The sequence below is a fragment of the Xanthobacter sp. SG618 genome (genome assembly GCF_012932745.1).
Classification (GTDB): Bacteria; Pseudomonadota; Alphaproteobacteria; order Rhizobiales; family Xanthobacteraceae; genus Xanthobacter; species Xanthobacter flavus.
On record NZ_JABBHL010000001.1, the window covers coordinates 910,198 to 936,832 of the forward strand.

26 protein-coding genes are annotated in these 26,635 nt (G+C 68.8%); 12 read left to right on the forward strand and 14 right to left on the reverse strand.

What is annotated here, in order from left to right:
* Positions 1 to 74: 74 nt before the first annotated feature.
* Positions 75 to 1,055, reverse strand: coding sequence for an agmatinase (speB, locus tag FHT36_RS04285; protein ID WP_169121235.1), 981 nt, complete (start codon positions 1,053 to 1,055; stop codon positions 75 to 77).
* A gap of 299 nt (positions 1,056 to 1,354) precedes the next feature.
* On the opposite strand from speB, the gene FHT36_RS04290 reads away from it, so the two are divergent.
* Complete coding sequence (locus FHT36_RS04290) at positions 1,355 to 2,566, forward strand: GGDEF domain-containing protein (protein ID WP_169121236.1); 1,212 nt, start codon at positions 1,355 to 1,357, stop codon at positions 2,564 to 2,566.
* A gap of 4 nt (positions 2,567 to 2,570) precedes the next feature.
* On the opposite strand, the gene FHT36_RS04295 is transcribed toward FHT36_RS04290, so the two are convergent.
* From FHT36_RS04295 to FHT36_RS04305, 3 genes are all read right to left on the reverse strand, one after another.
* Positions 2,571 to 4,400 carry a hypothetical protein gene (locus FHT36_RS04295; protein WP_169121237.1) on the reverse strand — a complete coding sequence of 610 codons (1,830 nt, stop codon included), beginning with the start codon at positions 4,398 to 4,400 and terminating at the stop codon, positions 2,571 to 2,573.
* A gap of 10 nt (positions 4,401 to 4,410) precedes the next feature.
* Complete coding sequence (locus tag FHT36_RS24810) at positions 4,411 to 4,950, reverse strand: sigma factor-like helix-turn-helix DNA-binding protein (RefSeq protein WP_169121238.1); 540 nt, start codon at positions 4,948 to 4,950, stop codon at positions 4,411 to 4,413.
* Positions 4,951 to 5,113: 163 nt separating this feature from the next.
* Positions 5,114 to 5,509 (reverse strand): flagellar export protein FliJ, encoded by a 396-nt coding sequence (locus tag FHT36_RS04305; protein WP_169121239.1) that lies wholly within the window; start codon positions 5,507 to 5,509, stop codon positions 5,114 to 5,116.
* Between the two features lie 493 nt (positions 5,510 to 6,002).
* Here FHT36_RS04305 and ctrA point away from each other — a divergent pair, with 493 nt between their 5' ends.
* Positions 6,003 to 6,704 carry a response regulator transcription factor CtrA gene (gene ctrA, locus FHT36_RS04310; RefSeq protein ID WP_024279602.1) on the forward strand — a complete coding sequence of 234 codons (702 nt, stop codon included), beginning with the start codon at positions 6,003 to 6,005 and terminating at the stop codon, positions 6,702 to 6,704.
* Between the two features lie 92 nt (positions 6,705 to 6,796).
* On the opposite strand, the gene FHT36_RS04315 is transcribed toward ctrA, so the two are convergent.
* The gene (locus FHT36_RS04315; protein WP_210257593.1) at positions 6,797 to 7,147 is read right to left on the reverse strand and encodes a DUF305 domain-containing protein; all 351 of its coding nucleotides are present in this window, start codon (positions 7,145 to 7,147) and stop codon (positions 6,797 to 6,799) included.
* A 648-nt stretch (positions 7,148 to 7,795) separates the two neighbouring features.
* Complete coding sequence (gene chpT, locus FHT36_RS04320; RefSeq protein WP_169121241.1) at positions 7,796 to 8,449, reverse strand: histidine phosphotransferase ChpT; 654 nt, start codon at positions 8,447 to 8,449, stop codon at positions 7,796 to 7,798.
* 193 nt (positions 8,450 to 8,642) lie between these two features.
* Here chpT and cysQ point away from each other — a divergent pair, with 193 nt between their 5' ends.
* The 4 genes from cysQ to FHT36_RS04340 all read left to right on the forward strand — a co-directional run bounded on the left by cysQ (position 8,643) and on the right by FHT36_RS04340 (position 12,224).
* Positions 8,643 to 9,485 carry a 3'(2'),5'-bisphosphate nucleotidase CysQ gene (cysQ, locus tag FHT36_RS04325; RefSeq protein ID WP_169121242.1) on the forward strand — a complete coding sequence of 281 codons (843 nt, stop codon included), beginning with the start codon at positions 8,643 to 8,645 and terminating at the stop codon, positions 9,483 to 9,485.
* Positions 9,486 to 9,662: 177 nt separating this feature from the next.
* A complete protein-coding gene (locus FHT36_RS04330; RefSeq protein WP_373878191.1) occupies positions 9,663 to 10,295 on the forward strand; it encodes a DUF1134 domain-containing protein in 633 nt (210 codons plus the stop codon).
* 144 nt (positions 10,296 to 10,439) lie between these two features.
* Positions 10,440 to 11,765, forward strand: a complete 1,326-nt coding sequence (locus FHT36_RS04335; RefSeq protein WP_169121243.1) for a hypothetical protein — start codon at positions 10,440 to 10,442, stop codon at positions 11,763 to 11,765.
* Positions 11,766 to 11,813: 48 nt separating this feature from the next.
* On the forward strand, positions 11,814 to 12,224 hold the full coding sequence (locus FHT36_RS04340) for a DUF1801 domain-containing protein (RefSeq protein ID WP_169121244.1): 411 nt from the start codon (positions 11,814 to 11,816) through the stop codon (positions 12,222 to 12,224).
* 4 nt (positions 12,225 to 12,228) lie between these two features.
* Here FHT36_RS04340 and FHT36_RS04345 read toward each other — a convergent pair whose 3' ends face one another.
* Positions 12,229 to 12,834 (reverse strand): DUF2865 domain-containing protein, encoded by a 606-nt coding sequence (locus FHT36_RS04345; protein ID WP_169121245.1) that lies wholly within the window; start codon positions 12,832 to 12,834, stop codon positions 12,229 to 12,231.
* 459 nt (positions 12,835 to 13,293) lie between these two features.
* Positions 13,294 to 13,455 (reverse strand): hypothetical protein, encoded by a 162-nt coding sequence (locus tag FHT36_RS04350; RefSeq protein ID WP_169121246.1) that lies wholly within the window; start codon positions 13,453 to 13,455, stop codon positions 13,294 to 13,296.
* A gap of 274 nt (positions 13,456 to 13,729) precedes the next feature.
* Here FHT36_RS04350 and FHT36_RS04355 point away from each other — a divergent pair, with 274 nt between their 5' ends.
* The 6 genes from FHT36_RS04355 (at position 13,730) to FHT36_RS04380 (ending at position 20,994) form a co-directional block, all read left to right on the forward strand.
* Positions 13,730 to 14,659, forward strand: a complete 930-nt coding sequence (locus tag FHT36_RS04355) for a LysR family transcriptional regulator (protein ID WP_168456480.1) — start codon at positions 13,730 to 13,732, stop codon at positions 14,657 to 14,659.
* A gap of 272 nt (positions 14,660 to 14,931) precedes the next feature.
* A complete protein-coding gene (locus tag FHT36_RS04360; protein ID WP_169121247.1) occupies positions 14,932 to 15,426 on the forward strand; it encodes a formate dehydrogenase subunit gamma in 495 nt (164 codons plus the stop codon).
* Positions 15,426 to 16,988, forward strand: coding sequence for an NADH-quinone oxidoreductase subunit NuoF (locus tag FHT36_RS04365; RefSeq protein ID WP_169121248.1), 1,563 nt, complete (start codon positions 15,426 to 15,428; stop codon positions 16,986 to 16,988). The genes FHT36_RS04360 and FHT36_RS04365 overlap by 1 nt, the downstream gene beginning before the upstream one ends.
* A gap of 18 nt (positions 16,989 to 17,006) precedes the next feature.
* Positions 17,007 to 19,838, forward strand: a complete 2,832-nt coding sequence (fdhF, locus tag FHT36_RS04370; protein ID WP_169121249.1) for a formate dehydrogenase subunit alpha — start codon at positions 17,007 to 17,009, stop codon at positions 19,836 to 19,838.
* Between the two features lie 69 nt (positions 19,839 to 19,907).
* On the forward strand, positions 19,908 to 20,774 hold the full coding sequence (gene fdhD, locus FHT36_RS04375) for a formate dehydrogenase accessory sulfurtransferase FdhD (protein WP_169121250.1): 867 nt from the start codon (positions 19,908 to 19,910) through the stop codon (positions 20,772 to 20,774).
* Positions 20,764 to 20,994 carry a formate dehydrogenase subunit delta gene (locus FHT36_RS04380; protein WP_024279615.1) on the forward strand — a complete coding sequence of 77 codons (231 nt, stop codon included), beginning with the start codon at positions 20,764 to 20,766 and terminating at the stop codon, positions 20,992 to 20,994. The genes fdhD and FHT36_RS04380 overlap by 11 nt, the downstream gene beginning before the upstream one ends.
* A gap of 37 nt (positions 20,995 to 21,031) precedes the next feature.
* Here the strand turns inward: FHT36_RS04380 and FHT36_RS04385 are convergent, their stop codons facing one another.
* From FHT36_RS04385 to FHT36_RS04410, 6 genes are all read right to left on the reverse strand, one after another.
* Positions 21,032 to 22,042 (reverse strand): cation diffusion facilitator family transporter, encoded by a 1,011-nt coding sequence (locus FHT36_RS04385; RefSeq protein ID WP_169121251.1) that lies wholly within the window; start codon positions 22,040 to 22,042, stop codon positions 21,032 to 21,034.
* An 82-nt stretch (positions 22,043 to 22,124) separates the two neighbouring features.
* Positions 22,125 to 22,898 carry a 3-oxoadipate enol-lactonase gene (pcaD, locus tag FHT36_RS04390; RefSeq protein ID WP_169121252.1) on the reverse strand — a complete coding sequence of 258 codons (774 nt, stop codon included), beginning with the start codon at positions 22,896 to 22,898 and terminating at the stop codon, positions 22,125 to 22,127.
* A gap of 95 nt (positions 22,899 to 22,993) precedes the next feature.
* Positions 22,994 to 23,380: a DUF3126 family protein gene (locus FHT36_RS24330; protein ID WP_229643817.1), complete on the reverse strand. Its 387-nt coding sequence runs from the start codon at positions 23,378 to 23,380 to the stop codon at positions 22,994 to 22,996.
* Positions 23,381 to 23,448: 68 nt separating this feature from the next.
* Positions 23,449 to 24,333, reverse strand: a complete 885-nt coding sequence (cysE, locus tag FHT36_RS04400; protein WP_210257553.1) for a serine O-acetyltransferase — start codon at positions 24,331 to 24,333, stop codon at positions 23,449 to 23,451.
* Positions 24,334 to 24,411: 78 nt separating this feature from the next.
* Positions 24,412 to 25,164: an alpha/beta fold hydrolase gene (locus FHT36_RS04405; RefSeq protein ID WP_169121253.1), complete on the reverse strand. Its 753-nt coding sequence runs from the start codon at positions 25,162 to 25,164 to the stop codon at positions 24,412 to 24,414.
* Positions 25,092 to 26,501 carry a hypothetical protein gene (locus FHT36_RS04410; RefSeq protein WP_169121254.1) on the reverse strand — a complete coding sequence of 470 codons (1,410 nt, stop codon included), beginning with the start codon at positions 26,499 to 26,501 and terminating at the stop codon, positions 25,092 to 25,094. The genes FHT36_RS04405 and FHT36_RS04410 overlap by 73 nt, the downstream gene beginning before the upstream one ends.
* Positions 26,502 to 26,635 lie beyond the last annotated feature (134 nt).

Genomic DNA, 26,635 nt, shown 5'->3' on the forward strand with positions numbered 1-26,635 from the left:
CGTCCGGTGAGCTTGCCTTCCCTTATCCTGCCCGTCCGCCAAAAGGTATAGCCATCCTCCGTGCGCCTTTCGGTTTAGAGCCCGGGCGAGCGTCCGCCCTCCTTGCGCTCCGCCAGGAGGCACAGATACAGCGAGGCGAGCGTCGCCCCGGCCAGTGCCGTGATCTCCGCATGGTCATAGGGGGGCGACACCTCCACCACATCAAACCCCTTGAGGTCGAGGGCGCCCAGACGCCTGAGGCAGGCGATCACCTCCCGCGTGGAGAGCCCGCCGCAGACCGGCGTTCCGGTGCCCGGCGCGAACGCGGGATCGAGGGCGTCGATGTCGAAGCTGAGATAGACCGGCGCATCCCCAACCCGCTCGCAGATCTGCCGCGCGAGGGCCGCAGGCCCCATCTCGCCCGCGACATTCCCGTGCACGATCTCGATGCCGTAGCTGCGGGGCGCATGGGTGCGAATGCCCACCTGAATGGAGCGGTCCACCCTGATCAGGCCGTCCTTCACGGCGCGGGTGATCATGGTGCCGTGGTCCACCCGGTCCCCGTTGTCGTCCCACGTGTCCTGATGGGCGTCGAACTGCACCAACGCCACCGGCTGCCCGAGGCGCGCCGTCAGCGCCCGCAGGATGGGGTAGGTCAGGAAATGGTCGCCGCCGAGGGTCACGAGGTGGCTGCCGCGGGCGTAATGGGCGGCAGCCTGCGCCGCGATGGCACCGGGAATGCCAGCGGGCAGACCATAATCGAACACACAGTCCCCGCCATCCGCGACGTCCAGCGCCTCAAACGGGTCGAAGCCGAAGGGATAGAAGGGATCGCCGTCGAGGATGGAGGACGCGGCGCGAATGGCGCGCGGCCCGAAGCGCGTGCCGGGCCGGTTCGACACCGCGACATCGAGCGGCACCCCCCATACCACCACCTCGGCGCCCCCGCCGTCGCGGGCATAGCGCCGGCGCAAGAAGGACGCGACGCCCGAATAATTCGGCTCGGTGGACTGGCCGTGGCGGAAGCCCGGGTCCAGTGCACGGTCGACGGGGCGGGGAAGGGTCGGATCGGCCATATTGTCCTCGCTGGCTCTTTTCGCGAACGAACCAGCGCCGCCGGCCATCCGCGCGCGCATCATAGCGAAGGCCCATGGGCCCGATAGTACGGCCATGGGACGCAATGTCCCCCGCCCCTCCCGGGTGCGTTGTTGCGCCGTCTCGGTTGCGCGCGGGACACCGTCCAAGTTCGGAAACAAAATTACGCCGTACAATAGTAGGACGAACGACTTGTGCGCACGTCGTCTACACGCTATTGGCGCATACAACCCATTTTTCTCCTCGCGTGTGGTCCAACGCCCCCGGAGCGGCCCCAGACATGGATTTCCAGGTCCAGACTGTGCTGTCGGTCTCGGCCGTGGTGGGCCTGCTGCTGGCTGGCCTGCAACTTCTGGCGGGATGGCGGTTGCGGCAGTCCTGCGTGTTCGTGTGGTCGCTCGCCAACCTGTTCCTCACCGCCGGCTGCGTTTTCCTTGCCGCGCGCGTGGACATCGGCCTTCCGGCGAGCGTGCTGGTCGGCAATTGCTGCATCCTCATCGGCATGGGGCTCATCTACAGCGGCATCCGCGTCTTCGATGAACGCCCGCCGGGGCTGGCCGCCGTCGCGACGGTGGCGCTGCTCGGCACGGGTCTTCTCGGCCTGTCGCTGTGGAGCGGCAACAACATGGCCGACCGCGTGACCATCAGCTCCATTCTCGTCGGCGGCTGGAGTGCGACAGCCGGACGCGCCCTGCTGCAGACGCCCGGCTGCGGCCCGATCATTTCGCGCGTCGCCTCCGCCATCGTCCTGATCATGGTGGCCGCCGGCTACACGATCCGGGGCGTCGGCGTGCAGTTCGGGCTGCTGCCCTTGCCGGGCAATGGCGGCCCGGCGGAGGTGCTGGTCGTCATCGCCGGCCTCGGCCTCGCCATCTGCTGGACCTTCGGCAGCCTGTACATGGTGCTGGAAAAGGTCGCCTCCCTCGACGACCTCACCGGCCTGCTCAACCGCCGCGCCGCCCTCCAGCGGGGCGAGGAGTTGCTGCGCTTCGCCCGCGCCCGGCGCCAGCCTTTTTCGCTGCTCCTCGCCGACCTCGACCATTTCAAATCGGTCAACGACCGGTTCGGCCACGACGTGGGCGATCTGGCGCTCAAGCACTTTGCGAGCCTGGTGCCCCAGAGCATCCGCGCCAACGATGTGGCGGGACGCTATGGGGGCGAGGAATTCTGCATCCTGTTGCCGGGGGCGGAAGCGAAGGGCGCCTTCGCCACCGCCGAGCGCCTGCGGCTGCTGGTGGAAGAGCAGCTCCGCGATATCGGTGGCCACGACATCGGCGTCACGCTCACCGTCGGCGCAGCGACCTATATTCCGGGAAGCGCCGGGCCGGACACGATTGCCGACCTCATCATTGCCGCCGACGGCGCGCTCTATTCCGGCAAGGCTCTGGGCCGCAACCGCACCGTCATAGCCCAGCCTCCGGCCGGCGAAGCCGCCAGCGCGCCACGTGAGATGCCGGGACACGGCGTGATCGCCGCCGAGCCGTCGCGCTAGACACTCATTCCGGCACCAGCCGCCCGCGATAGACGACGGTGGCCTCGGGCCCCTTCGAGGTGTCCGGCCGGTCGGCCGGCTCACGCGTCACCACCAGTTCGGTGCCCGCAAGCCCCTTCCGGCCGAGCCGCGCGAGTTCAGGCATGCGTTCGGACAAGCCTGACGAGAAGGCGCCGATCAGCCGCGCGCTGGCGGAGGGAGAGACCAGCCACAGGCGATAGGTCTCGCTCTCCGGCGGTGCCGGCGCGAAAGAGCGCACATGCACGGCGCCGCTATCGGGATCGATCCGCACTGACACCGCCGGCAGTGGCTCCGCCTGCATCACTGCGACCCAATAGCCCTCGCCGGGCCAGATCCACTCGCGATAGGCCGCCACCCCGCCCAGCCCCAGGCAGAGCAGCGCGAGGAGAAGGGAAATCCCGCGCCAGGGACCATGACGCACGACGACACGCGTGGGCGGATTCGGCTCGTCCGGCAGCGCCGAAACCTCGCCTGAGGCGACCTCAGCCGCCCATCCGGGCAACGGAGCCTCCTCGGCCTTCTCGCCGGCGGCGGGATCGGCGGACGGGGGCTCACTCGCCGGCGTCTCCTGGGGCGCGGTTTCAGGGGAAGATGCCTCGGCGGCGTCTGCGGGCACAGCAGCCAGAGCGACCGCCTTTGCCCCCTCTTCCGGCGTCTGCTCCGGGGCCTCGATCACCTCCGGCACCGTGGGTGCAGGGATAGGCTCAGGCAACGTGGGCACCGCGACAGGCTCAGGCACCGCTTCCGCATCAGGCGGCGGAGCGGCCTCGAGCGCGGCCGGCTCCGTTTCAACCGGCGGCGGGGAAACGGGAGCGACCGGCGCGGGCTCGGCCGTATCCGGCACATCACCCGACAAGGCCAAGGCCACAGTCTCCGGCTCCACGGGCGGCTCTGGAATGGCCTCGGCCGGTCCCTCCGGCGGCGTTCCTTCAGGCGACTCAGCCGCCGGTGCGGGCAGCGGAACGCCCTCCGCAACCGGCGCCGTTTCGACAGGCGCACCGTCCCCGGCGGGCGCAGGCGCCTCGGCGACGGGCTCCGGCTCCGGCGGCGGATCCGGCTCCAGGAACATGAAGGCCGGCGGGGGCGTCAGCGGCTCGGGCGCCGGGCGGGGGCGCGGCGGAGGCGGCACCAGTTGCAGCGGCGCTACCGGCTCCGACAACCGCGGGGCAATGGGCACGCTCTCCGGCCGGGGCAAGGCCGGATGCGACACCTCGGACGTCTCCGGAGACAGCAGCCCCGGCGACCGCGCGTCCCGGATTGCCCCGACAGGCGCCCGGCCCGGGTCCATCGATTGGGACGGCCCCATCGGGCCGGCCTCGAGCGGCGGGAAGGACCGGCGGCGGGACGGCCGCTCGGCACCACGCGCCGGCTCGACACGCCCCGGCTCGGCGCCCCGGCCGAGGCCGAACAGCCGGCGGACCCGCGAGACTGCGCCCTCCCCCGCCCCCGTCCCGGAGCGCAGCGGCCTGCCTTCCGGCATGGCCGGCCGGCGGGGCGGATCGGGCGAAGGCGACATTCCGCGCGGCAGGGTGGCCCCGCGCAGCGCCGGCGGGGCGCTCCGCAGATCCGAGGCAATGGCGCGCCAGATATCCGGCGAGGGGATCACCGGCACCGCCAGTTCATGCAAGGGCGCGAGCCGGCGCTCCCACAGGCGGACGAGGGCGGCGAACTGCGGCTCGGCGGCGCAGCGGGCACGCACCCGGCGGCGGTCCTCATTGTCGAGGGTGCCCAGCACATATTCGGCGGCGAGGATGCGGTCGGCATCGGGCGGCGCCACACGTTCGGGCAGGCGATCGGGCGAGGCGGGGCTCATGGGGTGAAACTCATGATCGCCGCCCCAGGAACTCGCCCAACTGATGGATGCTGCGGGCCATCCAGGCGCGGATGGCCGGCGCGGGCGCATCGAAATAGACCGAGAGCGCCTCGTAGCTCCAGCCGTCATAGAAGGCGAGCAGCAGCATCCGCCGCCGCTCCTCCGGCAGCCGGCCGAGGCAGGTGAGGAGCCGCGTTAACGCCGGGCTGCGGTGGGGCGAGGCGATGGGGTCGTTGCCACGCTGGGCGGCGTCGAACGGCTCGAAGGCGTCGCCTACCGGCCGCTTCCAGGCCATGTCGAGGGCGCAGCCTCGGGCGATGGAGACCATCCAGCACACCGGGTCTTCGTTCTGCCGAAGGGTATGCGCGTCCGAGCGCACCCGTCGGTAGGCCTGCCGCATGGCTTCCGAGGCGAGCTCCGGCCGGCGCAGCAGACGCAGCACGATGCCGTAGAGCTTCGGGCTGGTCAGCCGGTAAAGCTCCTCGAACGCGCGCAGATCGCCGGCGGCGACCGCATCGACGAGGGCATGAACCTTGCGGTGGGGAGTCACGGAACACTCGTGCTCGGGGTTTGGCCGAGCAGAAGCTACCGGAGCGGTAGACCCGAATGGAAGCCTCAAGGTTGCAGGAACCGCCCGCAGACGAGAAAAATCGTCTCCCGCACTGCAGCGACGGCTACCCGCGTACCCCCTTGAAACTTAAGCCATACCGCACTCAGAAGCGGACTGGCGCGTTGGGCCGCAGCGGCGGGCGGCGGGTTGCGTTTTCCACACGCGCGGACCGGTCCATCTCGCCGGCCGCCTCGACAAGGGCAAGATCGGCCTCCGCCTCGGCGAGCGTGGCCTTGGCCTCGTCCTGCTGCACCTTGAGGTCATCAGCGGAGCGCCGCAGATTGTCCCGGCGGTTGCGCGCGGCGAGCGCCAGCGGCGGATAGGCGAAGTGGCGCGGGTCGGTGATGCCGGAGCGCGACTCCTCGGCGGCGATGTCGCGGTCGAGCTCCTGGGCCATGCGCTCGAACTCGGCGATCATCGTATCGATTTGCGCGAGGCGCCGGCGCGCATCGTCGATCTGGAACCGCTTGGCACGGATCAGGGGGTCACGCGACTTCATCGGCGTCTACTCCGGTACTTATGACGCTGCCCTTCGGTCATCGCGCATGCTGCCTGCCCATATTGCCTGCCATGTGCGCCGGGGCCTCCGGGCGATGAGAATGTCCTGTGCTGGTTGCCCTTTCCTTACCTTCGGCGTCGCCGTCGCGGGAAAATCGTACGAACCGCCCCGTCGGCAACCAATCGTTTACCGCCTTCGTTAATGATGACGCTACGGTTCGGGTGATGCGCCGCCGCGCGCTCAGCCGGACGCCGGATCAAGGGGCTCGGGCGAGGGGTGGTCGGGCGGTTTGCGTGGGGCCTGTGGAAAAACCTTAAGTGCCTGAAACGGAGTCAGTCTTGACTCTCATGCACAAAGATTTTTGCGCAGACTCTTGTGGGCAGGAATCGAGTTCTGTTAACGATTCTACACACGTAACGCGAATCACCCCGATGGCCGAGCAACGAAAGTCGGCGCCGCCGCCTTTCGGCTAGTTGCGAGGAAAGGGATAGCCATGCGCGTCTTGCTCATCGAGGACGACAGTGCTACGGCCCGAGGCATCGAATTGATGCTGAAGACCGAGAGCTTTAACGTCTATACGACCAACCTCGGCGAGGAAGGCGTAGACCTCGGTAAGGTCTACGAGTACGACATCATTCTTTTGGACCTGAATTTGCCCGACATGTCCGGGTTCGAGGTCTTGCGCTCCCTTCGCGTGGCGAAGGTGAAGACGCCGATCCTCATCCTCTCGGGTCTCGCCAATACGGAAGACAAGGTGAAGGGCTTCGGCTTCGGTGCCGACGATTACCTCACCAAGCCCTTCCACAAGGACGAGATGGTCGCCCGCATCCACGCGATCGTGCGCCGCTCCAAGGGCCATGCCCAGTCGGTGATCCAGACCGGCGACCTCATCGTCAATCTGGACACCAAGACCGTCGAGGTGGAGGGCAACCGCGTCCACCTCACCGGCAAGGAATATCAGATGCTGGAGCTGCTCTCGCTCCGCAAGGGCACCACCCTCACCAAGGAGATGTTCCTGAACCATCTCTACGGCGGCATGGACGAGCCCGAACTGAAGATCATCGACGTGTTCATCTGCAAGCTGCGCAAGAAGCTGGCGAATGCGTCGGCCGGCAAGAACTACATCGAGACGGTCTGGGGCCGCGGCTATGTGCTGCGGGAGCCCATGCACGGTGCCGAGCGCATCGCCGTCTGACCTGACTGCCCTTTCCCTTTCCTTCTCGTCATGAGGCCCCGCTCCAGCGGGGCCTCTTGCGTTTGGGGCCTCTTCGCTTTTCGGGGCTTGGGCTACTTCTTGGCCGACGCGCGGGCCTCTGCGCGGGCAAGCCAGGCCTTCATGAAAGCGATCTCCTCCTCCTGCGCCTTGATGATCCCCTCCGCGAGCTTGCGGATCTCGGGATCCTTGCCGAAGGCGAGTTCCACCTTGGCCATGGCGACGGCCCCCTCGTGGTGGGGGATCATGCCGCGCACGAAGTCCACGTCCGTGTCGCCGGAATAGGCGATGTCCATGTCCTTGTGCATCCGCGCCCCGGCGGCCTTGAACGCGGCCGTGGAGGGAGTGTCGGCCGCAGTGGAGGCCGGACCGCCCATGGCATGGGGCATGTTCTGCATGTCGTGCATCATCGGACCGCCGGGCATGGCCGACTGGGCCGCCGCCGGGCTGACGCACAGAAAGCTGGCGACAACGACAGCAGCGAAGGTGAAGGGCACGGCCGCGCGAAAGCGCGCCGCGAAAGTGCGGGACCGCATGGGGTCTCTCCTGTTCGATAAAATGTCCGTTCCGGCGCCCTCGGCCGGCGCCGTGGCCGTCAGGCCCGGTATCGGGGCGGCGGCAGCTGCACTTCCGGCCCTCCAGCGGGCCGATCGGCCGCGGTGGCGAAGCCAAGACGCACGCCGACGCCGAGCGGCGCGACGGCCGGGACAAGCTCCAGCGCGACCCAGTGGCAGGTCATCAGGCAACCGGTGCCGAAGCAGCAGGACGCGCCTGTTGGCACGGAAGTGCCGCCCGCATGCCCTGGGTGCGTCGTCGCGACCCGCCGCGCGGGTCGATGCAATGAGGAGTATCGTTCAGGCGCAGCTGACGCTGCCAAGGTCGCCGCCACGGGGGCGGTCACCTCGTCAGGGCCCGCCTTGACGGGCGTGCCCTGCGCGGCGGCGTGATGACAGCCGACGCTGGCGAGAACCGCTCCGCTTGTCGCACCCGCCAGCCCCAGCGCGCCGCAAAGCAGCGTGACAAGCAGGAGAAGTCGGGCGGTCAGGCCTATGGAGCCACGTCCTTGGGTACGATCAGGCGGCGGTCAGGGTAACCGTATCGCCGTCCTGGGTGAAGCCGATCGAAAGGCTGCAGTCGCGGGCGAGAAGCCCGGCATAGAAGGGCTGGACGGAATGGGCGTCGAGCCCACCCTCGGGAAGGGTGCCCTTGGCCAGCGCCTCGATGCCCTGCGGGATGCGGGCGCTCTGGCCGGTGGAGACGAGGGCAAACGTCACGTCGTCCCCCTCCCCCGCCCCGGTGACGCGGATGACGCCGCCGCGCGGCACGGTGGTGCCGGCGAGCAGGACGAGGTTGAGCAGCAGCTTCACCCGGTTCTTGGGCAGCAGCACGCGCGGCAGCGTCCATTCCAGCGACGTGCGCTGGTCCTCGATCACGCCGCGCACCACCTGCTCCGCATCGCCCGTGTCGAGGCGCGCGCCGGCCGAGCCCGCCGCGCCGAAAGCGAGCCGGGTGAACTGAAGACGGGCCGAGGCCTGCCGAGCGCTCTTGGCGATGAGGTCGAGGGCGACGTCGCGCATATCCGCGGCGTTCTCGTCCTCCAGCACCTCGAGGCCATTTACGATTGCGCCCACCGGGCTGATGACGTCGTGGCAGACCCGCGAGCACAGGAGCGCGCCGAGATCGAGCGCGGAGACGGCAAGCGGAATGCGGGGGGCGTCGGCGGACATGACGTTTCCCAGGCGGCGACGGAGACGGCGCCGGGCACCGCATGCGTCTCGAATGACGAATCCGTCTCAAGGGACGGCCGGCCCTGATACACCGCCGCCGGGAAGGGCCACAAGCCGCGCGACCCTCCCGCCGCATCGACACGGGGTCCCCACCCGTCTAGAGACGGCCGGAACGAGCCCATCGAGACCCATCATGACCCAGCGCCCTCCCCGCTCCCCCGCGCCCACCGATGCCGCCACCCTCGCGGGGCTGGCCGAGGCGGCGCTTGAGGCTGGCGTCGCCATCCGCCGCATCGAGGCGGAGGGCATCGATCCCAGCCACAAGGCAGACCTCAGCCCGGTGACGGCGGCCGACCATGCGGCGGAGGCGATCATCTGCGCCGCGCTGGCCCGCATCCTGCCCGGCGTTCCGGTGGTGGCGGAGGAGGCCATGGCGCTGGGGGCGCAGGTCAATTGCGGCAACCGTTTCGTGCTGGTCGATCCGCTCGACGGAACCAAGGAGTTCATCTCCGGCAACGGCGAATACACGGTGAACATCGCGCTGGTGGAGGACGGCACGCCGGTGCTCGGCATCGTTTATGCCCCGGCCCGGGCGCTGCTGTTCGCCGGCCGGCCCGGCGCCGCCTTCCGCGCCATCCGCGCGCCCGGCGCGGCGGTGGATGCGCAGGACTGGACGCCCATCGCCTGCCGCCCCGTCCCCGTAGGGCCGATCGTCGTCGCGGCCAGCCGCTCCCACGGCGACCCCGCCACGGACGCGCTGATCGGCCGCTACGAAGTGGCCGAACGCATCCCGGCCGGTTCGGCCCTCAAGTTCGGCCTGCTCGCCGAGGGCAAGGTGGACCTTTATCCCCGCCTCGGGACCGTGATGGAGTGGGACAGCGCCGCCGGCCATGCCCTCGTCGCCGCCGCGGGCGGCAGCGTCACCCGCCCGGACGGCGGCCCACTGACCTACGGTCACACCGAGACCGGCTACAAGGTGCACGGCTTTATCGCCTGGGGCGCCGGCGGCCCGGCCCGCGCGAGCACCGCCGATTAACGCTGCGATAATACGCGATCCCCATGGTGATTGTGATGCAACGGCTCGGGACAAGCGACGGCACGCCTTTGCGCGGTCACACTGGTCGCCATAATCGACCCGATTCGTCCCGCTGTTTGCGAATTTCACCGCCCGCCCGCTGAAGCCCTCCGGCCGAAGCCCACCGCGAGAGACCCCATGCGCTTTGCTTCCGTGCGCTTCTCTTCTGTCCGCTTCCCCCGGAGCCTCCTGAAGACCGCCCGCGCGCTGGCGGTCGCCGTGGGCCTCGTCTCGGGCCTGCCGCTCGCCGCCGGGCTCGCCCCGGCCGCCGCACAGGGCCAGACACCGCAGAACTATTCAACCAACGAACTGGTGAGCAAGGGTCACTCCTTCTTCGGCAGCGTCTCCCGCGGACTGGCGCTGTCCATCGAGAAGGCGGTGGGCCAGTGGGGCCAGCCCAACGGCTACATCCTCGGCCAGGAAGGCGCCGGCGCCTTCATCGGCGGCCTGCGCTACGGCGAGGGCGTGCTCTATACCCGAAATGCCGGCGACCTGAAGGTCTACTGGCAGGGTCCCTCGGTGGGCTGGGACTTCGGCGGCGACGGCGCCCGCACCATGATCCTCGTCTACAATCTCAAGAGCGTGGACGACATCTTCCGCCGCTTCGGCGGCATCTCGGGCTCGGCCTATCTCGTCGCGGGATTCGGCATGACCGCGCTCGGCGCCGACGGGATCGTGGTCGTTCCGATCCGCTCGGGCGTGGGCGTGCGCCTCGGTGCCAATCTCGGCTACCTCAAGTTCACCCCCAATCCCACCTGGAACCCCTTCTGATCGCATTGGGGGCCTGACGGTGCTGGCACGCGCGCGCGGGCCATGGCATGAATGAGGCTGGCGCCCGTCCGCAACGGCGGGCGGAAGGCTCGGTCGCAGGGCGGCTCCGCCGATGTGGCCTCTAGGCAAAGGGCGAGTGCGCGCGTGATCGAGCAGATCATGTACTTCATGCTGGGCGTGCTGATCGCAACGCTCGTGGCTCTGCTCGTGCTGCCCGCCGTCTGGCACCGGGCCGTCCGGCTCACCACCAAAAGGGTCGAGGCGGCCGTTCCCATCTCCATCTTCGAGGTGCAGGCCGACAAGGACCAGCAGCGCGCCTTCTTCGCCCTCAACCAGCGGCGGCTGGAGCTGCAATCCGACGCCATGCGCGACACCATCGTCGCCAATGCCGCCACCATCGAGACCCAGCGCCAGCGCACTTTCGAGCTGGAAGGGGAGCTGAAGACCCTTCAAGCGCAGCACGCGCTACTGCAGGCCACCAGCGCCGAGCGCGACGTGCTGCTGGGCGAAACGCAGGACCAGCTCGCCGACCGCACGGCCACCGTCGCCCGCCTCGAAGAGGCGCTGGCCGACCGCACCGCGGCCCTCGCCGCGCTGGAAGCCGCCCACGGGACCCTCACCGGAGATGCCCGCGCCCAGGCCGAGGCACTGAAGGCCCGAGAGGAGGCGCTGTCCTCCGCCCGCGCTAGCATCACCGCTCTCGAAGCGGACGTGGCGAGCCTGAGCGCCCGCCTTGCCGACACCACCCGCCGGCTCGAAGAGACCTCCGCCACGCTGGAAGCCGAGCGTGCGGCCACCCTCGAGGCCCGCGCCATCGCCGCGCAGGCCGCCACCGAGCTTTCGACTGATCTCACGGAAACGCAGGAAGCCCTCGCCCTGAAGGTGGCCGAGAGCGAGGTGCGGGCTCAAACCATCGCCGCGCTGGAGGCCGAGCGCGACCGGCTCGCCCAGACCCTCGCCACAGCGGAGGCCGACCTCGACGCCAATCGCTCCGTCGTCCACGCCTTCGAACAGCGCCGCGCCAGCGAGTTCGTCGCGGCCGAGGCCGAGAACCGGCGGCTTGAGGATGCCCTGCGCATGCTCAAGGCCGACCATGCCCTCATGGAAGAGGCCGTGCAGCGCCGCCGGGACGACGGCAGCGCGGCGCCCGCCCCGCAGGCGCGCGAAGTCGCTGCCGCCGACGACCCCGGCAACGCAATCCTGCGCGAAAGCATGACCGACCTCGCAGCGCGCCTCGCCACCCTCACCGCTCGGCTGGAGGGCAATGGCTCGCCCATCCGCCAAGCCGTGGCGGATGAAGCTGGCGGCGATCTTGCCGCGCGCATCCGCGCCCTGCTCGATCAAACCGACGGCAGCGCCGAAGAAGAGGCATCCACCGGCGACGCTCCGGCGACCGAAGCCAGTGCCGTTCCGTCCGATGGCACCGTCCGTCGCAATCGCAAGTCCACGCGCAGCCGGGCCGCCGTCTGAGGCATCCGGTCGGACGCGCGCCGCTTCTCGGACGACCGAGGAGGATGCATGGGCGATCCTGATTCCGCCGCAACCCGGATCGACGCCAAGATTGCGGGACTAAACGATTGGCGCGGCACCGTGCTGGCCCGCGTGCGCGCGCTGATCCACGAGGCCGATCCGCAGGTGACCGAGGCGGTGAAGTGGGCGAAGCCCACCAATCCATCCGGCGTGCCCACATGGGAGCATGCCGGCATCCTCTGCACCGGCGAGGTCTACAAGACCTATGTGAAGCTGACCTTCGCCCACGGCGCCGCGCTGGATGATCCCAGCGGGCTCTTCAATGCCGGCCTCGGCGGCGGCACCCGCCGGGCCATCGACATTCATGAAGGGGAGGACGTGGAGGCCGGCGCCTTCAAGGCGCTGATACAGCCTGCCGTCGCCCTCAACATCGCCCGACAGGCACCGAAGCGCCGGTAACACCCTATCGCGAGGCCACCGTGAGCTCGTCGAGGCGCGCCCGCATGGAGCGCGGCAGCTCAGGGAAACGGGACGGTTCGACGAAATCCGCCGTGCGATAAGGCGGCCCCTTGGTCTTGCCGGTGAAGACGCGGCTGCCCTCTCTGGTCATCACCACATCGCCACGCTTGAGCGTGGGATCTTCCATGACGTCCACATGGGTGAGGCCGCCGACCTTGCCGTTGCAGGTGCAGCCCTCCACCAGCCGCTGGCGGTAGACATAGGCATTGGGCAGTTCCGAATAGGGCTTGCCCTCGCGAGTGACAGCCCCGTCGATGCCGCGCGCCGGATCCGAGGTGCTGACCACCGTCATCTTCGCCGCCGGACAGAAGGCGGCGCACTGGGCGATATCGCTCTTCTCCACCCCAGCGCGGCCGGGAAGCGGGAAATAGCGCCCATCGCAGGTGCGCACGCAGAAGCCGTGCCCGCCGCCGCTGTAGCTCGGCGCCACGTCCAGCGGCCGCGGCGTGACGAGGATGCGGGGCTGGTCGCTGGACCGGTAGGACGGGCGCCCGCCGAACAGAGCCGAGAAGAAGTCCGTGAGGGGCGACCCGCTGTGTGACGGGAACATCCCACGCGACTGCGCTTTGGCCTCGCCGCCAAGGGGCGCAAGTGCAAGTGCGAGGCCCAGGGCGAGGGCCGCGATCAGGGCCAGCAGCCCATCATCCCTGCCACGTCCCGATGGCGGCTCGCCCTCGCCAAGCTTTGGGGCCTGCCGTGCACCTTGCTCCGATCGTCCTGCCATTTTCCACCCCATCCCAATCGTCTCGGCGCGTCGTAGGCCACGCGCTGTCTCAAGGCTGTTGCTGGCGAAAAGCCCGCTCAGGCTTAAGACGCATGCGTCGACCCAATCGTTCCCGCCGGGCGTTCGATACCGGTCAGTGCAGCAGACATCCGGGCCGAAGGCGCTGGCATCGAATTGGGCGCGGTTCGCCGCGCGTGATGCCCCGGGGCATGGGGCTCAAGACGAGCACTATCGCCAGGAAGCCGAGCCGTGCAAGCCACAGCCAAGCTTGATGACGATAGGATGTCAGGCGAATGCGGATACGCTGCGAACAGGCGGCCTGGGCGTTTCGGACGGGCGCTCCTGCGGCTGCGTCAGGAACGCAAGGGTGGGCGTCGCCACCAGCAGGGTGGCGAACAGCATCACAACCACGGAAATCAGAACAGACCCATTGGCTACGCGGGGCATCTCGGGACTCCCTCTCCCCGAACTCGGCTGATGGTCCGCCGCACCATCGCCATCCCTAATATAACCTTAATTCATGGTGGACGGTTCCCGTGCTTAAGGTCACGTTCGCGAGAGGAGGGGTTGTGCGACTCAGCGAATGCACCTTCCGCCTACCACCGCCGCCGGCAGCGATGTTTCCCATTTCGCGCCGTGGCAGTGGATGACCTTCGCCAGCGCTGCGGTGCGGCAACGAAGCCGCCTTGCGCGCCACCGCCCGGCGCACTGATATGGCGGCATGATAGACAAGCTCGAATACCTGATCGCTCTTGCCCGTGAACGTCATTTCGGCCGGGCCGCCGAAGCCTGCGGCGTCACCCAGCCCACCCTCTCCGCCGGCATCAAGCAGCTGGAGGACACGCTGGGGGTGCTCCTGGTGCAGCGCGGCTCCCGCTTCATGGGCTTCACCCCCGAGGGCGAGCGGACGCTGGAATGGGCGCGACGGATCGTGGCCGATTCCCGCGCCATGCGTCAGGACATCGACGCGCTGAAGCGCGGCCTCGCCGGCCCCCTGCGCATCGCCGCCATTCCCACCGCCTTGCCCATGGTGGCGGCGCTGACGACCCCGTTCCGCGCCCGTCACCCGGACGTGCGCTTCACGGTGATCTCGCGCACCTCCATCGAGATCCTGAACCACCTGGAAAATCTGGAGATCGACGCCGGCCTCACCTATCTCGACAACGAGCCCCTCGGCCGGGTGAACACCGTGCCGCTCTATCGCGAGCGTTACCGCCTCGTCACCGCCGCCGACGCCAAGTATGGCGACCGGGAGAGCGTGACCTGGGCGGAAGTGGCCGAGTTGCAGCTCGCTTTGCTCACCCCGGACATGCAGAACCGGCGCATCGTGGACAATCTCCTCGCTGCCGCCGGCGCCAGCCACAAGCCGACGCTCGAATCCAACTCGATGATCGTGCTGTTCACCCATGTTCGCACCGGCCTGTGGTCCAGCGTGATGCCGGCCATGCTCGCGGATTCGCTTGGGCTGACTTCGACGGTGCGGTCGATTCCGATTCTGGAGCCGGACATTTCCCACTCCATCGGCCTCGTGGTGCCCCATCGCGAGCCGACCACGCCCATCACGGCAGCTCTCGTCGCTGAAGCCCGGCGCATCGCGCCGAAGCTCGAACAGGCCACGCTGACCGATCCCGCAATTGCTGCAATGCAATAAAACGGAGCAGCCAAAGCCGCTCCCAAAACCGTGTTCGCATAGAAAAACACGATCAATATACCAAGAACCATCCCAGACTGACCGGATTGACGCAGGCCAGCGCCTTGATTCCCGGTTCCAGCCCGTCTCGAACGGGCCCGGCTTGATAGAGATGTTCTATCGCAACATCCCACAGCTGCCTTGATCGAGAGGCTGCATGTGACACACTTTCCCCCAAGCAACACGAAGCAGCGGCAACGCGGCCTCGGTCAGTTGGGGAAAGTGAGACGTCCATGGCGGTCTATGAGGATTGGAGCACCGAGCGCGCAGCGCAGGTGATCGCAGAGCACAAGCATCTGGACGGCGCCACCATGCCGATCCTGCACGCCATGCAGGAGACGTTCGGGTTCGTGCCCGATCCCGTGGTGCCGATGATCGCGGAGACGCTCAATCTCTCTCGCGCCGAGGTCTATGGCGTCCTTACCTTCTATCACGACTTCCGCCGCGAGCCGCCGGGCCGCACGGTGGTGAAGCTCTGCGCCGCCGAGGCGTGCCAGTCCATGGGCAGCACCGCCCTCACCGCCTATGCGGAAGATAAGCTGGGCATCTCCATGGGCGAGACCTCGGCCGACGGCCGCGTGACGCTTGAGCCCATCTACTGCCTCGGCCTGTGCGCCTGCGCCCCCTCTGCCCTGGTGGACGGGCAGCTGGTCGGCCGCCTCGACCGCGCCACGCTGGACGAAATCGCCGAGTGCGTCGCCGCCGGCAAGCACTTCGGAGAGGTGTGATGAAGTCCCCCCGCATCTTCGTTCCCAACGACGCCACCGCCATCGCCTGCGGCGCCGACCGCGTCGCCAAGCGGCTTGAGGCCGGCCTTCTCGCCCGCGGCATCACCGCCGACATCACCCGCAACGGCTCGCGCGGCATGTTCTGGCTGGAGCCGCTGGTGGAGATCGAGACCGAGCGCGGCCGCATCGGCTACGGACCGGTGACGCCCGCCGAGGTGGATGAGCTGCTGCACGCCGGCTTCCTGCACGGTGCCGATCATCCCAAGTGCATCGGCGTGGTGGATGAGCTGCCCTGGCTGAAGAAGCAGACGCGCCTCACCTTCGCCCGCATCGGCATCATCGACCCGCTCTCCCTCACCGAGTACGAGGCGCACGGCGGCTATCGCGGCCTGAAGCGGGCCATCGACCTGGGCCCCACCGCCACGGTGGAAGAGGTGGTGGACAGCGGACTGCGCGGCCGCGGCGGCGCCGGCTTCCCCACCGGCATCAAGTGGCGCACGGTCGCCGCTGCCCCGGCCGACCAGAAGTACATCGTCTGCAATGCCGACGAGGGCGACAGCGGCACCTTCGCCGACCGCCTCATCATGGAGGCGGACCCCTACTGCCTCATCGAGGGCATGACCATCGCCGGCCTCGCCGTGGGCGCGACGAAGGGCTTCGTCTATTGCCGCTCGGAATATCCCCTCGCCTTCGTGGTGATGGAGAAGGCCATCGAGAAGGCCCGCATGGCGGGGCTGCTCGGCGACAACATCCTCGGCTCCGGCGTCTCCTTCGACATGGAAATGCGCATGGGTGCCGGCGCCTATGTGTGCGGCGAGGAAACCTCGCTGCTGGAGAGCCTGGAAGGCAAGCGCGGCCTGGTGCGCGCCAAGCCGCCGCTGCCGGCGCATGTGGGCCTCTTCGGCAAGCCCACGGTCATCAACAACCTCGTCTCGCTCGCCACCGTGCCGATCATCCTCGACAAGGGCGGCAAGTTCTATCGCGACTTCGGCATGGGCCGCTCGCGCGGCACCATGCCCATCCAGCTCGCCGGCAACATCAAGCATGGCGGCCTGTTCGAGACCGCGTTCGGCATCTCGCTGGGCGAGCTGGTCAATGAGATCGGCGGCGGCACCGCCTCCGGCCGTCCTGTGAAGGCGGTTCAGGCGGGCGGGCCGCTCGGCGCCTACCTGCCGGTGCACCAGTTCGACACGCCGTTCGACTACGAGGCCTTCGCGGCCAAGGACGCGCTCATCGGCCATGGCGGCATCGTGGTGTTCGACGACACGGTGGACATGGCCCACATGGCCAAGTTCGCCATGGAGTTCTGCGCCCACGAGAGCTGCGGCAAGTGCACGCCCTGCCGCATCGGCTCCACCCGCGGCGTCGAGACCATCGACAAGATCGTCGCCGGCGAGAAGCGCGAGCAGAACCTCGCGCTGCTGGAAGACCTCTGCCACACCATGAAGCTCGGCTCGCTCTGCGCGCTCGGCGGCTTCACGCCCTACCCCGTCGTCAGCGCCCTCACCCATTTCCCGGAAGACTTCGGCGCCACGCCGAAGCTCCCGGTCGCGGCCGAATGACCGTAAAGGAACGCCCCCATGTCGCTCGTCCATGAAATCGACTACGGCACGCCGGCTTCCAAGTCGGAGAAGCTGGTCACACTCACTATCGACGGCATGACCGTGCAGGTGCCGGAAGGCACCTCCATCATGCGCGCCGCGATGGAGGTGGGGAACCAGATCCCCAAGCTCTGCGCCACCGACATGCTCGACGCCTTCGGCTCCTGCCGCCTGTGCCTCGTCGAGATCGAGGGCCGCAACGGCACGCCCGCCTCCTGCACCACGCCGGTGGCGGATGGCATCGTGGTGAAGACCCAGACCGAGCGGCTCAAGAAGATCCGCAAGGGGGTGATGGAGCTCTATATCTCCGACCACCCGCTGGACTGCCTGACCTGCTCCGCCAACGGCGACTGCGAGCTGCAGGACATGGCCGGCGTCGTCGGCCTGCGCGACGTGCGCTACGGCTATGAGGGCGAGAACCACACGAAGCTCGGGAAGGACGAGTCCAACCCCTACTTCACCTATGAAAAGTCGAAGTGCATCGTCTGCAATCGCTGCGTCCGCGCCTGCGAGGAAGTGCAGGGCACCTTCGCGCTCACCATCTCCGGCCGTGGCTTCGACAGCCGCGTCTCGCCCGGCATGGACGAGAGCTTCCTCTCCTCGGAATGCGTCTCCTGCGGCGCCTGCGTACAGTCCTGCCCGACCGCGACGCTGAACGAGAAGGCCATGTACAATATCGGCACCCCCGAGCATTCGGTGGTGACGACCTGCGCCTATTGCGGTGTCGGCTGCACCTTCAAGGCGGAGATGCGCGGCGACGAGCTGGTGCGCATGGTGCCCTACAAGGACGGCAAGGCGAACCGCGGCCATTCCTGCGTGAAGGGCCGCTTCGCCTATGGCTATGCCGTCCACCAGGACCGCATCCTGAAGCCCATGATCCGCTCCTCCATCCACGAGCCGTGGAAGGAAGTGAGCTATGAGGAGGCGATCCAATACGCCGCCTCCGAGTTCAAGCGCATCCAGGAGAAGTACGGCAAGCGCTCGGTGGGTGGCATCACCTCCTCGCGCTGCACCAACGAGGAGACCTACCTCGTCCAGAAGCTGATCCGCGGCGGCTTCGGGAACAACAACGTGGACACCTGCGCCCGCGTCTGCCACTCGCCCACCGGCTACGGCCTGTCCGTGACCTACGGCACCTCGGCCGGCACGCAGGACTTCGACAGCATCGAAGAGTCCGACGTGGTGCTCATCATCGGCGCCAACCCGACCGATGGCCACCCGGTGTTCGGCTCGCGCCTCAAGAAGCGGCTGCGCCAGGGCGCCAAGCTCATCGTGGTCGATCCGCGCCGCACCGACGTGGTGCGCTCGCCCCACATCGAGGCGGCCTACCACCTGCCGCTGCGCCCCGGCACCAACGTGGCGATCGTGACGGCCCTGGCCCACGTCATCGTCACCGAAGGTCTGGTGAACGAGCAGTTCGTGCGCGAGCGCTGCGACTGGGAGGAGTTCCAGGAATGGGCCGCCTTCGTCGCCGAGGAGCGCCACTCCCCCGAGGCGGTGGAGAAGTACACCGGCGTTCCCGCTGATGCCGTACGCGGCGCGGCCCGGCTCTATGCCACCGGCGGCAATGGCGCGATCTATTACGGCCTGGGCGTGACCGAGCACTCGCAGGGCTCGACCACCGTCATCGCCATCGCCAACCTCGCCATGGCCACCGGCAATATCGGCCGCAACGGCGTGGGCGTGAACCCGCTGCGCGGCCAGAACAACGTGCAGGGCTCGTGCGACATGGGCTCGTTCCCGCACGAGCTGCCGGGCTACCGCCACATCTCGGACGACGCCACCCGCGCTTCGTTCGAGGCCCTGTGGGGCGTCGGGCTCGACGACGAACCCGGCCTGCGCATCCCGAACATGTTCGATGCGGCCGTGGAAGGCACCTACAAGGGCATGTACGTGCAGGGCGAGGACATCCTCCAGTCCGACCCCGACACCAAGCATGTCTCGGCGGGCCTTGCCGCGCTGGAGTGCCTGGTGGTGCAGGACCTGTTCCTGAACGAGACCGCCAACTACGCCCACGTCTTCCTGCCGGGCTGCTCCTTCCTCGAGAAGGACGGCACCTTCACCAATGCCGAGCGCCGCATCCAGCGCATCCGCAAGGTGATGGCTCCGAAGAATGGCTATGCGGACTGGGAAGTCACCCAGATGCTGTCCAACGCCCTCGGCTTCCCCATGAACTACAGCCACCCCGGCGAGATCATGGACGAGATCGCGGCTTTGACCCCCTCGTTCGCGGGCGTGAACTACAAGCTGCTCGACGAGATGGGCTCGGTGCAGTGGCCCTGCAACGAGAAGGCGCCGGAAGGCACGCCCATCATGCACATTGGCGGCTTCGTGCGCGGCAAGGGCAAGTTCATGCTCACCGAGTACGTGCCCACCGACGAGAAGACCGGGCCGCGCTTCCCGCTGCTGCTCACCACCGGCCGCATCCTCAGCCAGTACAACGTGGGCGCCCAGACCCGGCGTACCGAGAATGTGGTCTGGCATGCCGAGGACGTGCTGGAGATCCATGCCCACGACGCCGAGGTCCGCGGCATCCGCGACGGCGACTTCGTGAAGCTGGACAGCCGCGCCGGCTCCACCTCGCTGCGCGCCGTGATCTCCGATCGCGTCGCGCCTGGCGTGGTCTACACCACCTTCCATCACCCGGTGACCCAGGCCAACGTGGTGACCACTGACTATTCGGACTGGGCGACCAACTGCCCCGAATACAAGGTGACGGCGGTGCAGGTCTCGCCCTCCAACGGCCCGACCCAGTGGCAGGAGGAATACGAGAACCTCAGCCGCACCAGCCGCCGCATCGCGGCGGAGTGAGGGCCGGGGGCCTCGCCCCCTGCTCCCCCCTTCCGGGTGCCCTCAGGTGTTCCCATCTGAATGGACGAGATGACCGACGAGCCTGCCTGCCCCCTGCCTGCCGACCTCCCCGCGCCCCCTCCGGCGCGGCGGGTGGAGCGTGTGCAGCTGCGGGACGGGCAGGTCTCTTCCGGCACCCGGGCGGTGCCGGAGGAAGTGCCGGTCGCCCTCACCTTCAACGGCACCACCCATGCGGTGATGATGGCGAGCCCCACCGACATCGCCGCCTTCGCGCTGGGCTTCGCCCTCACCGAGGGCATCGTCGTGGCGAAGGAGGAGATCCTCTCACGCGATGTGATCGTCGTCGATGAGGGCATCGAGGCGCGCATGTGGATCGCCGAGGAGAAGATGAAGCATCTCTCCGCCCGGCGCCGCGCGCTCGCCGGCCCCACCGGCTGCGGCCTGTGCGGCGTGGAGAGCCTCGCCGAGGCGGTGAAGCCCGCCGCCCATGTCACCGCGACGTCCGTCTTCGCGCCGGACGTGGTGCTGGGCGCCATGGCGACGCTCGCCCCGCTTCAGGCGCTGAACCGCGAGACCCGCGCGGTGCACGCCGCCGCCTATTTCGAACCCGGCCGGGGCATCCTCGCTCTTGCGGAGGATGTGGGCCGCCACAACGCCTTGGACAAGCTCGTCGGCATGGCCGCCGATGCGGGCTTCGACACCGCGCGCGGCCTGCTGCTGCTCACCAGCCGCGTTTCCATCGAAATGGTGCAGAAGGCGGCGGTGCTGGGCGTGGGCGTCATCGCCGCGGTATCCGCCCCCACCTCCCTCGCCATCCGGACGGCGGAGGCGGCGGGCATCACCCTTGCCGCCATCGTGCGCGATGACGGCTTCGAGATTTTCACCCATCCCGGGCGCATCGCGCCCGCTTCATCGGAACGGGACCATGTCGCATAACTCCACCGAGAAGCTGGTCTATATGGCCAACCAGATCGCCACCGCCTTCGCCGCGCAGAAGCACGAGGCGGCCGTGGAGGCGACGCGCACGCACATCAAGAAGTTCTGGGACCCGCGCATGCGCTCCAAGATCGCCGAGCACGTGGCGCACGGCGGCGAGGGCCTTCAGCCCATCGCCCGCGAGGCGCTGGAAGGTTTGCAGGCGCCAAAGGCGGCCTGATTTCGCCCATCGCCCGCCGCGTGCGGGCGATCGGCTTCTACACCACGTCCCTCGGCGCGAGGGCGCACTGCATGCGCCCCTCCTCCACCTGAAGCACCGGGTGGGCGATGCCAAAGCGGGCTTTCAGCTCCGCGCACGTCTCCGACAGGAAATCATCGTCCAGCGTCGCGCCGGGCCGCACCAGATGGGCGCTGAGCGCCACCGAGGTGGTGCTGAGGCCCCAGATGTGCAGGTCGTGCACCTCGCTCACGCCCGGCCGCGCGGCGAGATAGGCCTCCACCTCGGCCGCGTCGACGCCCGCCGGCACCATGTCCATGGCGAGGTTCACGCTGTCCCGCAGCAGCCCCCATGTGCCGGCGACGATGGCGACGGAGATCGCCAGCGACACCACCGGGTCGAGCCACAGCCAGCCGGTGAGCGCGATGACTGCGCCGGCGATCACCACGCCCAGCGAGATCGCGCCGTCCGCCACCATGTGGACGAAGGCGCCGCGGACGTTCAGGTCGCCCTTGCGCCCCGCCATGAACAGCAGCGCCGTGCCGATGTTCACGCCGACGCCCACCAGCGCCACCACCATCACGATTCCGGTCTGGATCGGCTCGGGGTCTGCGATGCGGCCGAAGGCTTCCAGGATGATGCCGCCGGTGGCGACCAGCAGCAGCATCGCATTGGCGAGCGCGGCGAGGATGGACGAGCGGCCATAGCCGTAGGTGCGCTTGGGCGTCGGCGCACGGCGCGACAGCCACGCGGCCCCCCAGGCGAGCAGCAGGCCGAGCACGTCGGAGAGATTGTGGCCTGCGTCCGCCAGAAGGGCGAGCGAGCCGGACATGAAGCCGAACCCCGCCTCGATGACAACGAAGCCAAGGTTCAGCCCGGCGCCGATGGCAAAGGCCCGCAGCGAATCCGGAGGGGCGTGGGAATGGCCGTGCCCGCCAGAACCATGCGAATGGCGGGCGTGGTCGCGGTCGTGATCGTGATCGTGGCTATCGTGGTCGTCGTGATCGTGGTCGTCGTGATCGTGGCCGTGACCGCTCTGAAGGGATGCCATGCCGCGCCTCCACGCATTCGCGCGGCATCTTCCACAAGCGCCGGGCGATGTCACGCCCGGCCGGCGCGGCGCGAGCGCGCGCCTAGCCGAGGAAGGCCGAGACGGCCCGCACAATTGCCTCCGGCTGCTCGATGGCGGAGAGGTGCCCGCCCGGCAGGCGCGCCAGCTTCGCGCCGGGGATGGCGGCGGCGATGGCCTCGCCCCAGGCTGGCGGCGTCGAGCGATCGCCGTCGGAGACGATGACCAAAGTCTGGGTGGTGATGCGCGTCACGTCAGTGCGGAAATCCATGTCGCGCATGGCGGCGCTGGTGCCCATGTAGCCGGAGGGCCTGGTGCCCGTCACCATCGCCCGCACCTCGGCCACCCGCGCCGGACGCTGCGCCTTCAACTCGGGCGTGAACCAGCTGTCGATGACGGAATCGGCGATGGGTCCGGTGCCATCCTTGCGCACCGCCTTGATGCGGTGATCCCAGAAGCGCGCCGGGCCGGCGTGGGCGGTGGTGTTGGAGAGGATGAGGCGGGTGAGGCGCTGCGGCGCGTTCAGCGCCAGCCACTGACCCACCATGCCGCCGAGCGACAGGCCGCAAAAATCGGCGGTGGCGAGATGGAGCCGGTCCATGATGGCCAGCACGTCGCGGCCGAGGTCGCCCATGGAATAGACCTGGTCAGGCGCCGCGCTCTCGCCATGGCCGCGGGCGTCGTAGCGGATGAGGCGGCGGCCCGCGAACAGCGGCACCACCTCGTCCCACATACCGAGCGTGCAGCCGAGGGAATGGGAGAGGATGAGCGGCGGCGCGCCCTCCGGACCCGTCACCTCCACCCTGAACCGCTCCCCGGAGACCTCCAGCAGCGCCACGGCGCCCTCCCCTCTGGATTCAATATGCCAGAGGTGTAGCGCGTTCAGGCGAAGGCGCAAGCACGGGATGGGCGGCCGTGGCTACCGCGATGCGATCACTCGAGGTCGGTCTCGAAGATGGCCATGCGGAAGTTCTGCACGACCTTCCCCTTTTCCTCGTCCTTGGTGAGGGTGCCGATGGAATCCTCGCCGAGATAGACTTCGGCCGTGTCCTTCGACTTGGCGAAGGCGACCACCTTGAACTTGGGGTTGCCGAACTTGGTCCGCAGGTAGCTGGGAGCGTCCTTATCCAGAACCGGCATGCGGAAATGATAGGAAAGCTCGCCGTCCTCCTCGTCCTTGTCCAGAGTGCCGATGGCTTCCTCGCCGAGGAACACCTCGGCGCTGCCCTTCGGCTTCGCGCGGGCTGCCACGTTGATCTGCGGATTGTTGAAAAGGGTCCGCATATAACGCTGCACCTGCTCGATCTCGGTCTTGTCCAAGGGGTATCCTCCTGAGAGCGGAAGGCCGCCTTATGGCCGCCATCGGGCGTGCGTTCAAGCCGGCGGGGTCAGATGTCCGCACCGGACCAGATGTTGTCCTCGAACATCTGGTCCATGGAGCGCGCGGGCTCGGCGCAGCCGGCCTCGCCCACCACCTTGGCCGGGATGCCGGCGACGGTTGAGTTGCGGGGCACGGGCTTCAGCACCACCGAACCGGCGGCGACGCGGGCGCAGCGGCCGACCTCGATGTTGCCCAGCACCTTGGCGCCGGCGCCGATGAGCACGCCGCGGCGGATCTTGGGATGGCGGTCGCCGCTCTCCTTGCCGGTGCCGCCCAGCGTCACGCCCTGGAGGATCGAGACGTCATCCTCGATCACCGCCGTCGCGCCGATGACGATGCCGGTGGCATGGTCGAAGAACACGCCCCGGCCCATGGGCACCTGCGGATGGATATCCACGGCGAAGACGGATGAGGCGCGGCTCTGGAGGTAGAGCGCGAAATCCTTGTGCCCGTTGCCCCACAGGGAATGCGCGAGCCGGTGCGACTGGATGGCGTGGAAGCCCTTGAAATAGAGCACCGGTTCCAGGGTGCGGTCGGCGGCGGGGTCGCGGTCCACCACCGCCATCACGTCGGCGCGCAGCGCCTGGGAAATGTCCTTGTCGCGGGCCACCGCATCGAGCCAGGCGGCGCGGATGGCCGAGCCCGGCAGGTCGGTGTCGCCGAGGCGGGCGGCGATGCGCTCGCCGATCACGGCTTCGAGGCTGGGCTGGCCGAGGATGGCGCTGGTGAAGAAGCCGGCAAGCAGCGGCTCGCGCTCGGCGGCCTCCTCGGCCTCGTTGCGCAGGCGCGCCCACACGGGGTCCACCACATCGTGCCAGCGCTCGGTGCCAAGGCGCGTCACGCGCGGCACGGCAAGCTCCGGCATCTGGGAAACCATCGGCACTTGCGGCATCTCTGCCTCCTCGGGGATCAAACTTGCTCCTGTTCTAGCACATGCTGCGGCAAGGCGAGAGGTTCCCGCCGGCCGGCGTCAGGGCCGGGACTTCAGGAAGTCGAGAGCGCCCTGCTTGAACACCTTGTCGCCCACGGCGGGATTGTGGTCGCGGTTGGGGATGTCGAGCTGGGTGCCGTCCGGCAGCAGCGCCACCAGCGGCGCGGCCGCGCCGGCCACCGCATCGCGGGTGCCGATGGCGACCATCACCGGCTGGAAGATGCGCCCCACCTCCTCCCGCGACAGCACCTGCCGCGAGCCGCGGATGCAGGCGGCGAGCGCCCTCAGGTCCGCCTTGTTGGCATCGGCGAAGGCGCGGAACATGCGGCCCATGGGGTCCGTGACGTCGTCGAGGCTCGGCGCCTCCAGTGCGTCCGCCACCGTCTGCGGCAGGCCCGCGCCTTCCACGAGATGGATGCCGAGGCCGCCGAAGATGGCCGAGCGCACGGCGTGGGGGAAATGCAAAGCCATCTGGGCGGCGACACGCGCGCCCATGGAATAGCCGATCACGTCCGCCCGCTCGAGGCCGAGATGCCGCAGCAGCCGGTGGGCGTCCTCTGCCATCAGGCGGGTGTCGTACAGCGCGGGATCGTAGAGCTTCTCGGATTCCCCATGACCGCGATGGTCGAAGGCGATGACGCGGTAGCCCGCCTCGGTGAGCGTCTTCGTCCAGGAGGGGCCGACCCAGTTGATCTCCTTGGTGGAGGCGAAGCCGTGGATCAGGAGGACCGGCTCGCCGGCGCCCTGATCGAGATAGGCGATATCGACACCGTCGGAGGAGAAATGGGGCATGAGGAACCTTCGCGGGGAACGGCGAGCGGGAATGTGTCGCGCCGCTCGGGCGCGCGGGCCGGGAAACTAGAAGGTCCCTCCCCGCCTGCCAACTCCCCACCCGTCTCGCCGTCCCGCGCCAGTGCCCGCACCGCCTCGGTGGCGGCGAGGACGTCGCGGGTGGCCTCGGCGATGACATCTGCGGCGGCGCCAGCGGGAACCGCGATCTCCGCCACGGGCGCAACGGTCGGCGTGCGCCGAAAGAAGAGCTTTCCGCGCGGCATCGCTCCGGACGCCGCGTCCCGGCGCCCCCGCCGCCGCTTATGCCGCCACGTCCGGCGGGCGCAGGCGACGCAGAAGGAATTGAAGCTGGACACCAGCGCGAAGAGATAGAAGGCCGCGAGGAAGCCCCACCAGATGAGGTGGAACAGCAGGCTGGTGATGGCGATGGCGCCGCGCCCCAGCGTCTTCAGGATGGCGAGCGTCTGCACCCCCTTGGCGTCGGCGAGGCGGGCGACACGAGAGAGGTCCCGGCCGCCCTCGGCCACCTTCAAGCCTTCCAGCGCGGCGCGGGTGCCGGCCTTGGCCTCGATGCGGGCGGTGTCATCCAGCATCCGGGTGAGGGTGGCGAGGCGATCGGTGCGCACGACGCTTTTCACCGCCGCCCCGTCCACCGCCGTCGAGCCGGACAGGAGGCGGCGCAGGGCGACGAAATCCACGCTTTCGCGGGCGGCCCGGGTGAAGGCGCGCAGCAGGCCGGCGGAGAGGCGGCCAGTGCGCTTCGCCACCTTCACCAGCGAGATACCCATGCGCACCGGCAGGCTCGCGCCCACGGTGGCGTAAGTTCCCGCGGTGACGGCGATGCCCACCGCGGACAGGCCGAGGATGAGCTGATCGGGCTCCTCGCCACGGGCCATCTTGAGGCCTTCGCGGCCGGCGTCGCGGATGTCGCCCCACACCATCAGGTCGCTCGCCGCCGCCCCCGCGAGGCCGGCGAGATCATTGGGCTGGCCGGTGACGAAGCCCATGCCGAACGACTTGGCGGAATGCAGCGCCTGCGCCGCCCCGCCGTTGGCCGCCTCCACCTGCTTGCGCAGCTCCGGGGGAACGGCGAGGTGCCGGGCATCGGCCAAGGCGAGATAGGAGGTGGCGAGGGCCGTATCGTCCTCCGCCAGCGCCGCGGCGATGGCACGCGCGGCGTCCTCCCCGGTGAAGTCCCGGAGGCCAAGATCGGCAAGGGCGGCGGGATCGTCGCGGGCGGCGAGGAGCTTCGCGCTCTCCTTCGCCACGGGCACGAGCCATGGCGCCGCGCCCAGCAGCGAGATGAAGACGACGAGGAAGGCGAAGATGCGGGCCATGGTCTTTCCGTGCCGTCATCCTCGCATCCCATTGTGGCGAAGTCGAAGGGGATGACCGGGCGAGGCGCACCTGCCGTTGCGGCAATCGAAATTGAGCCGCCCCCGGGCTTTCCGCAGCTTCCGCCGGGCGCTTC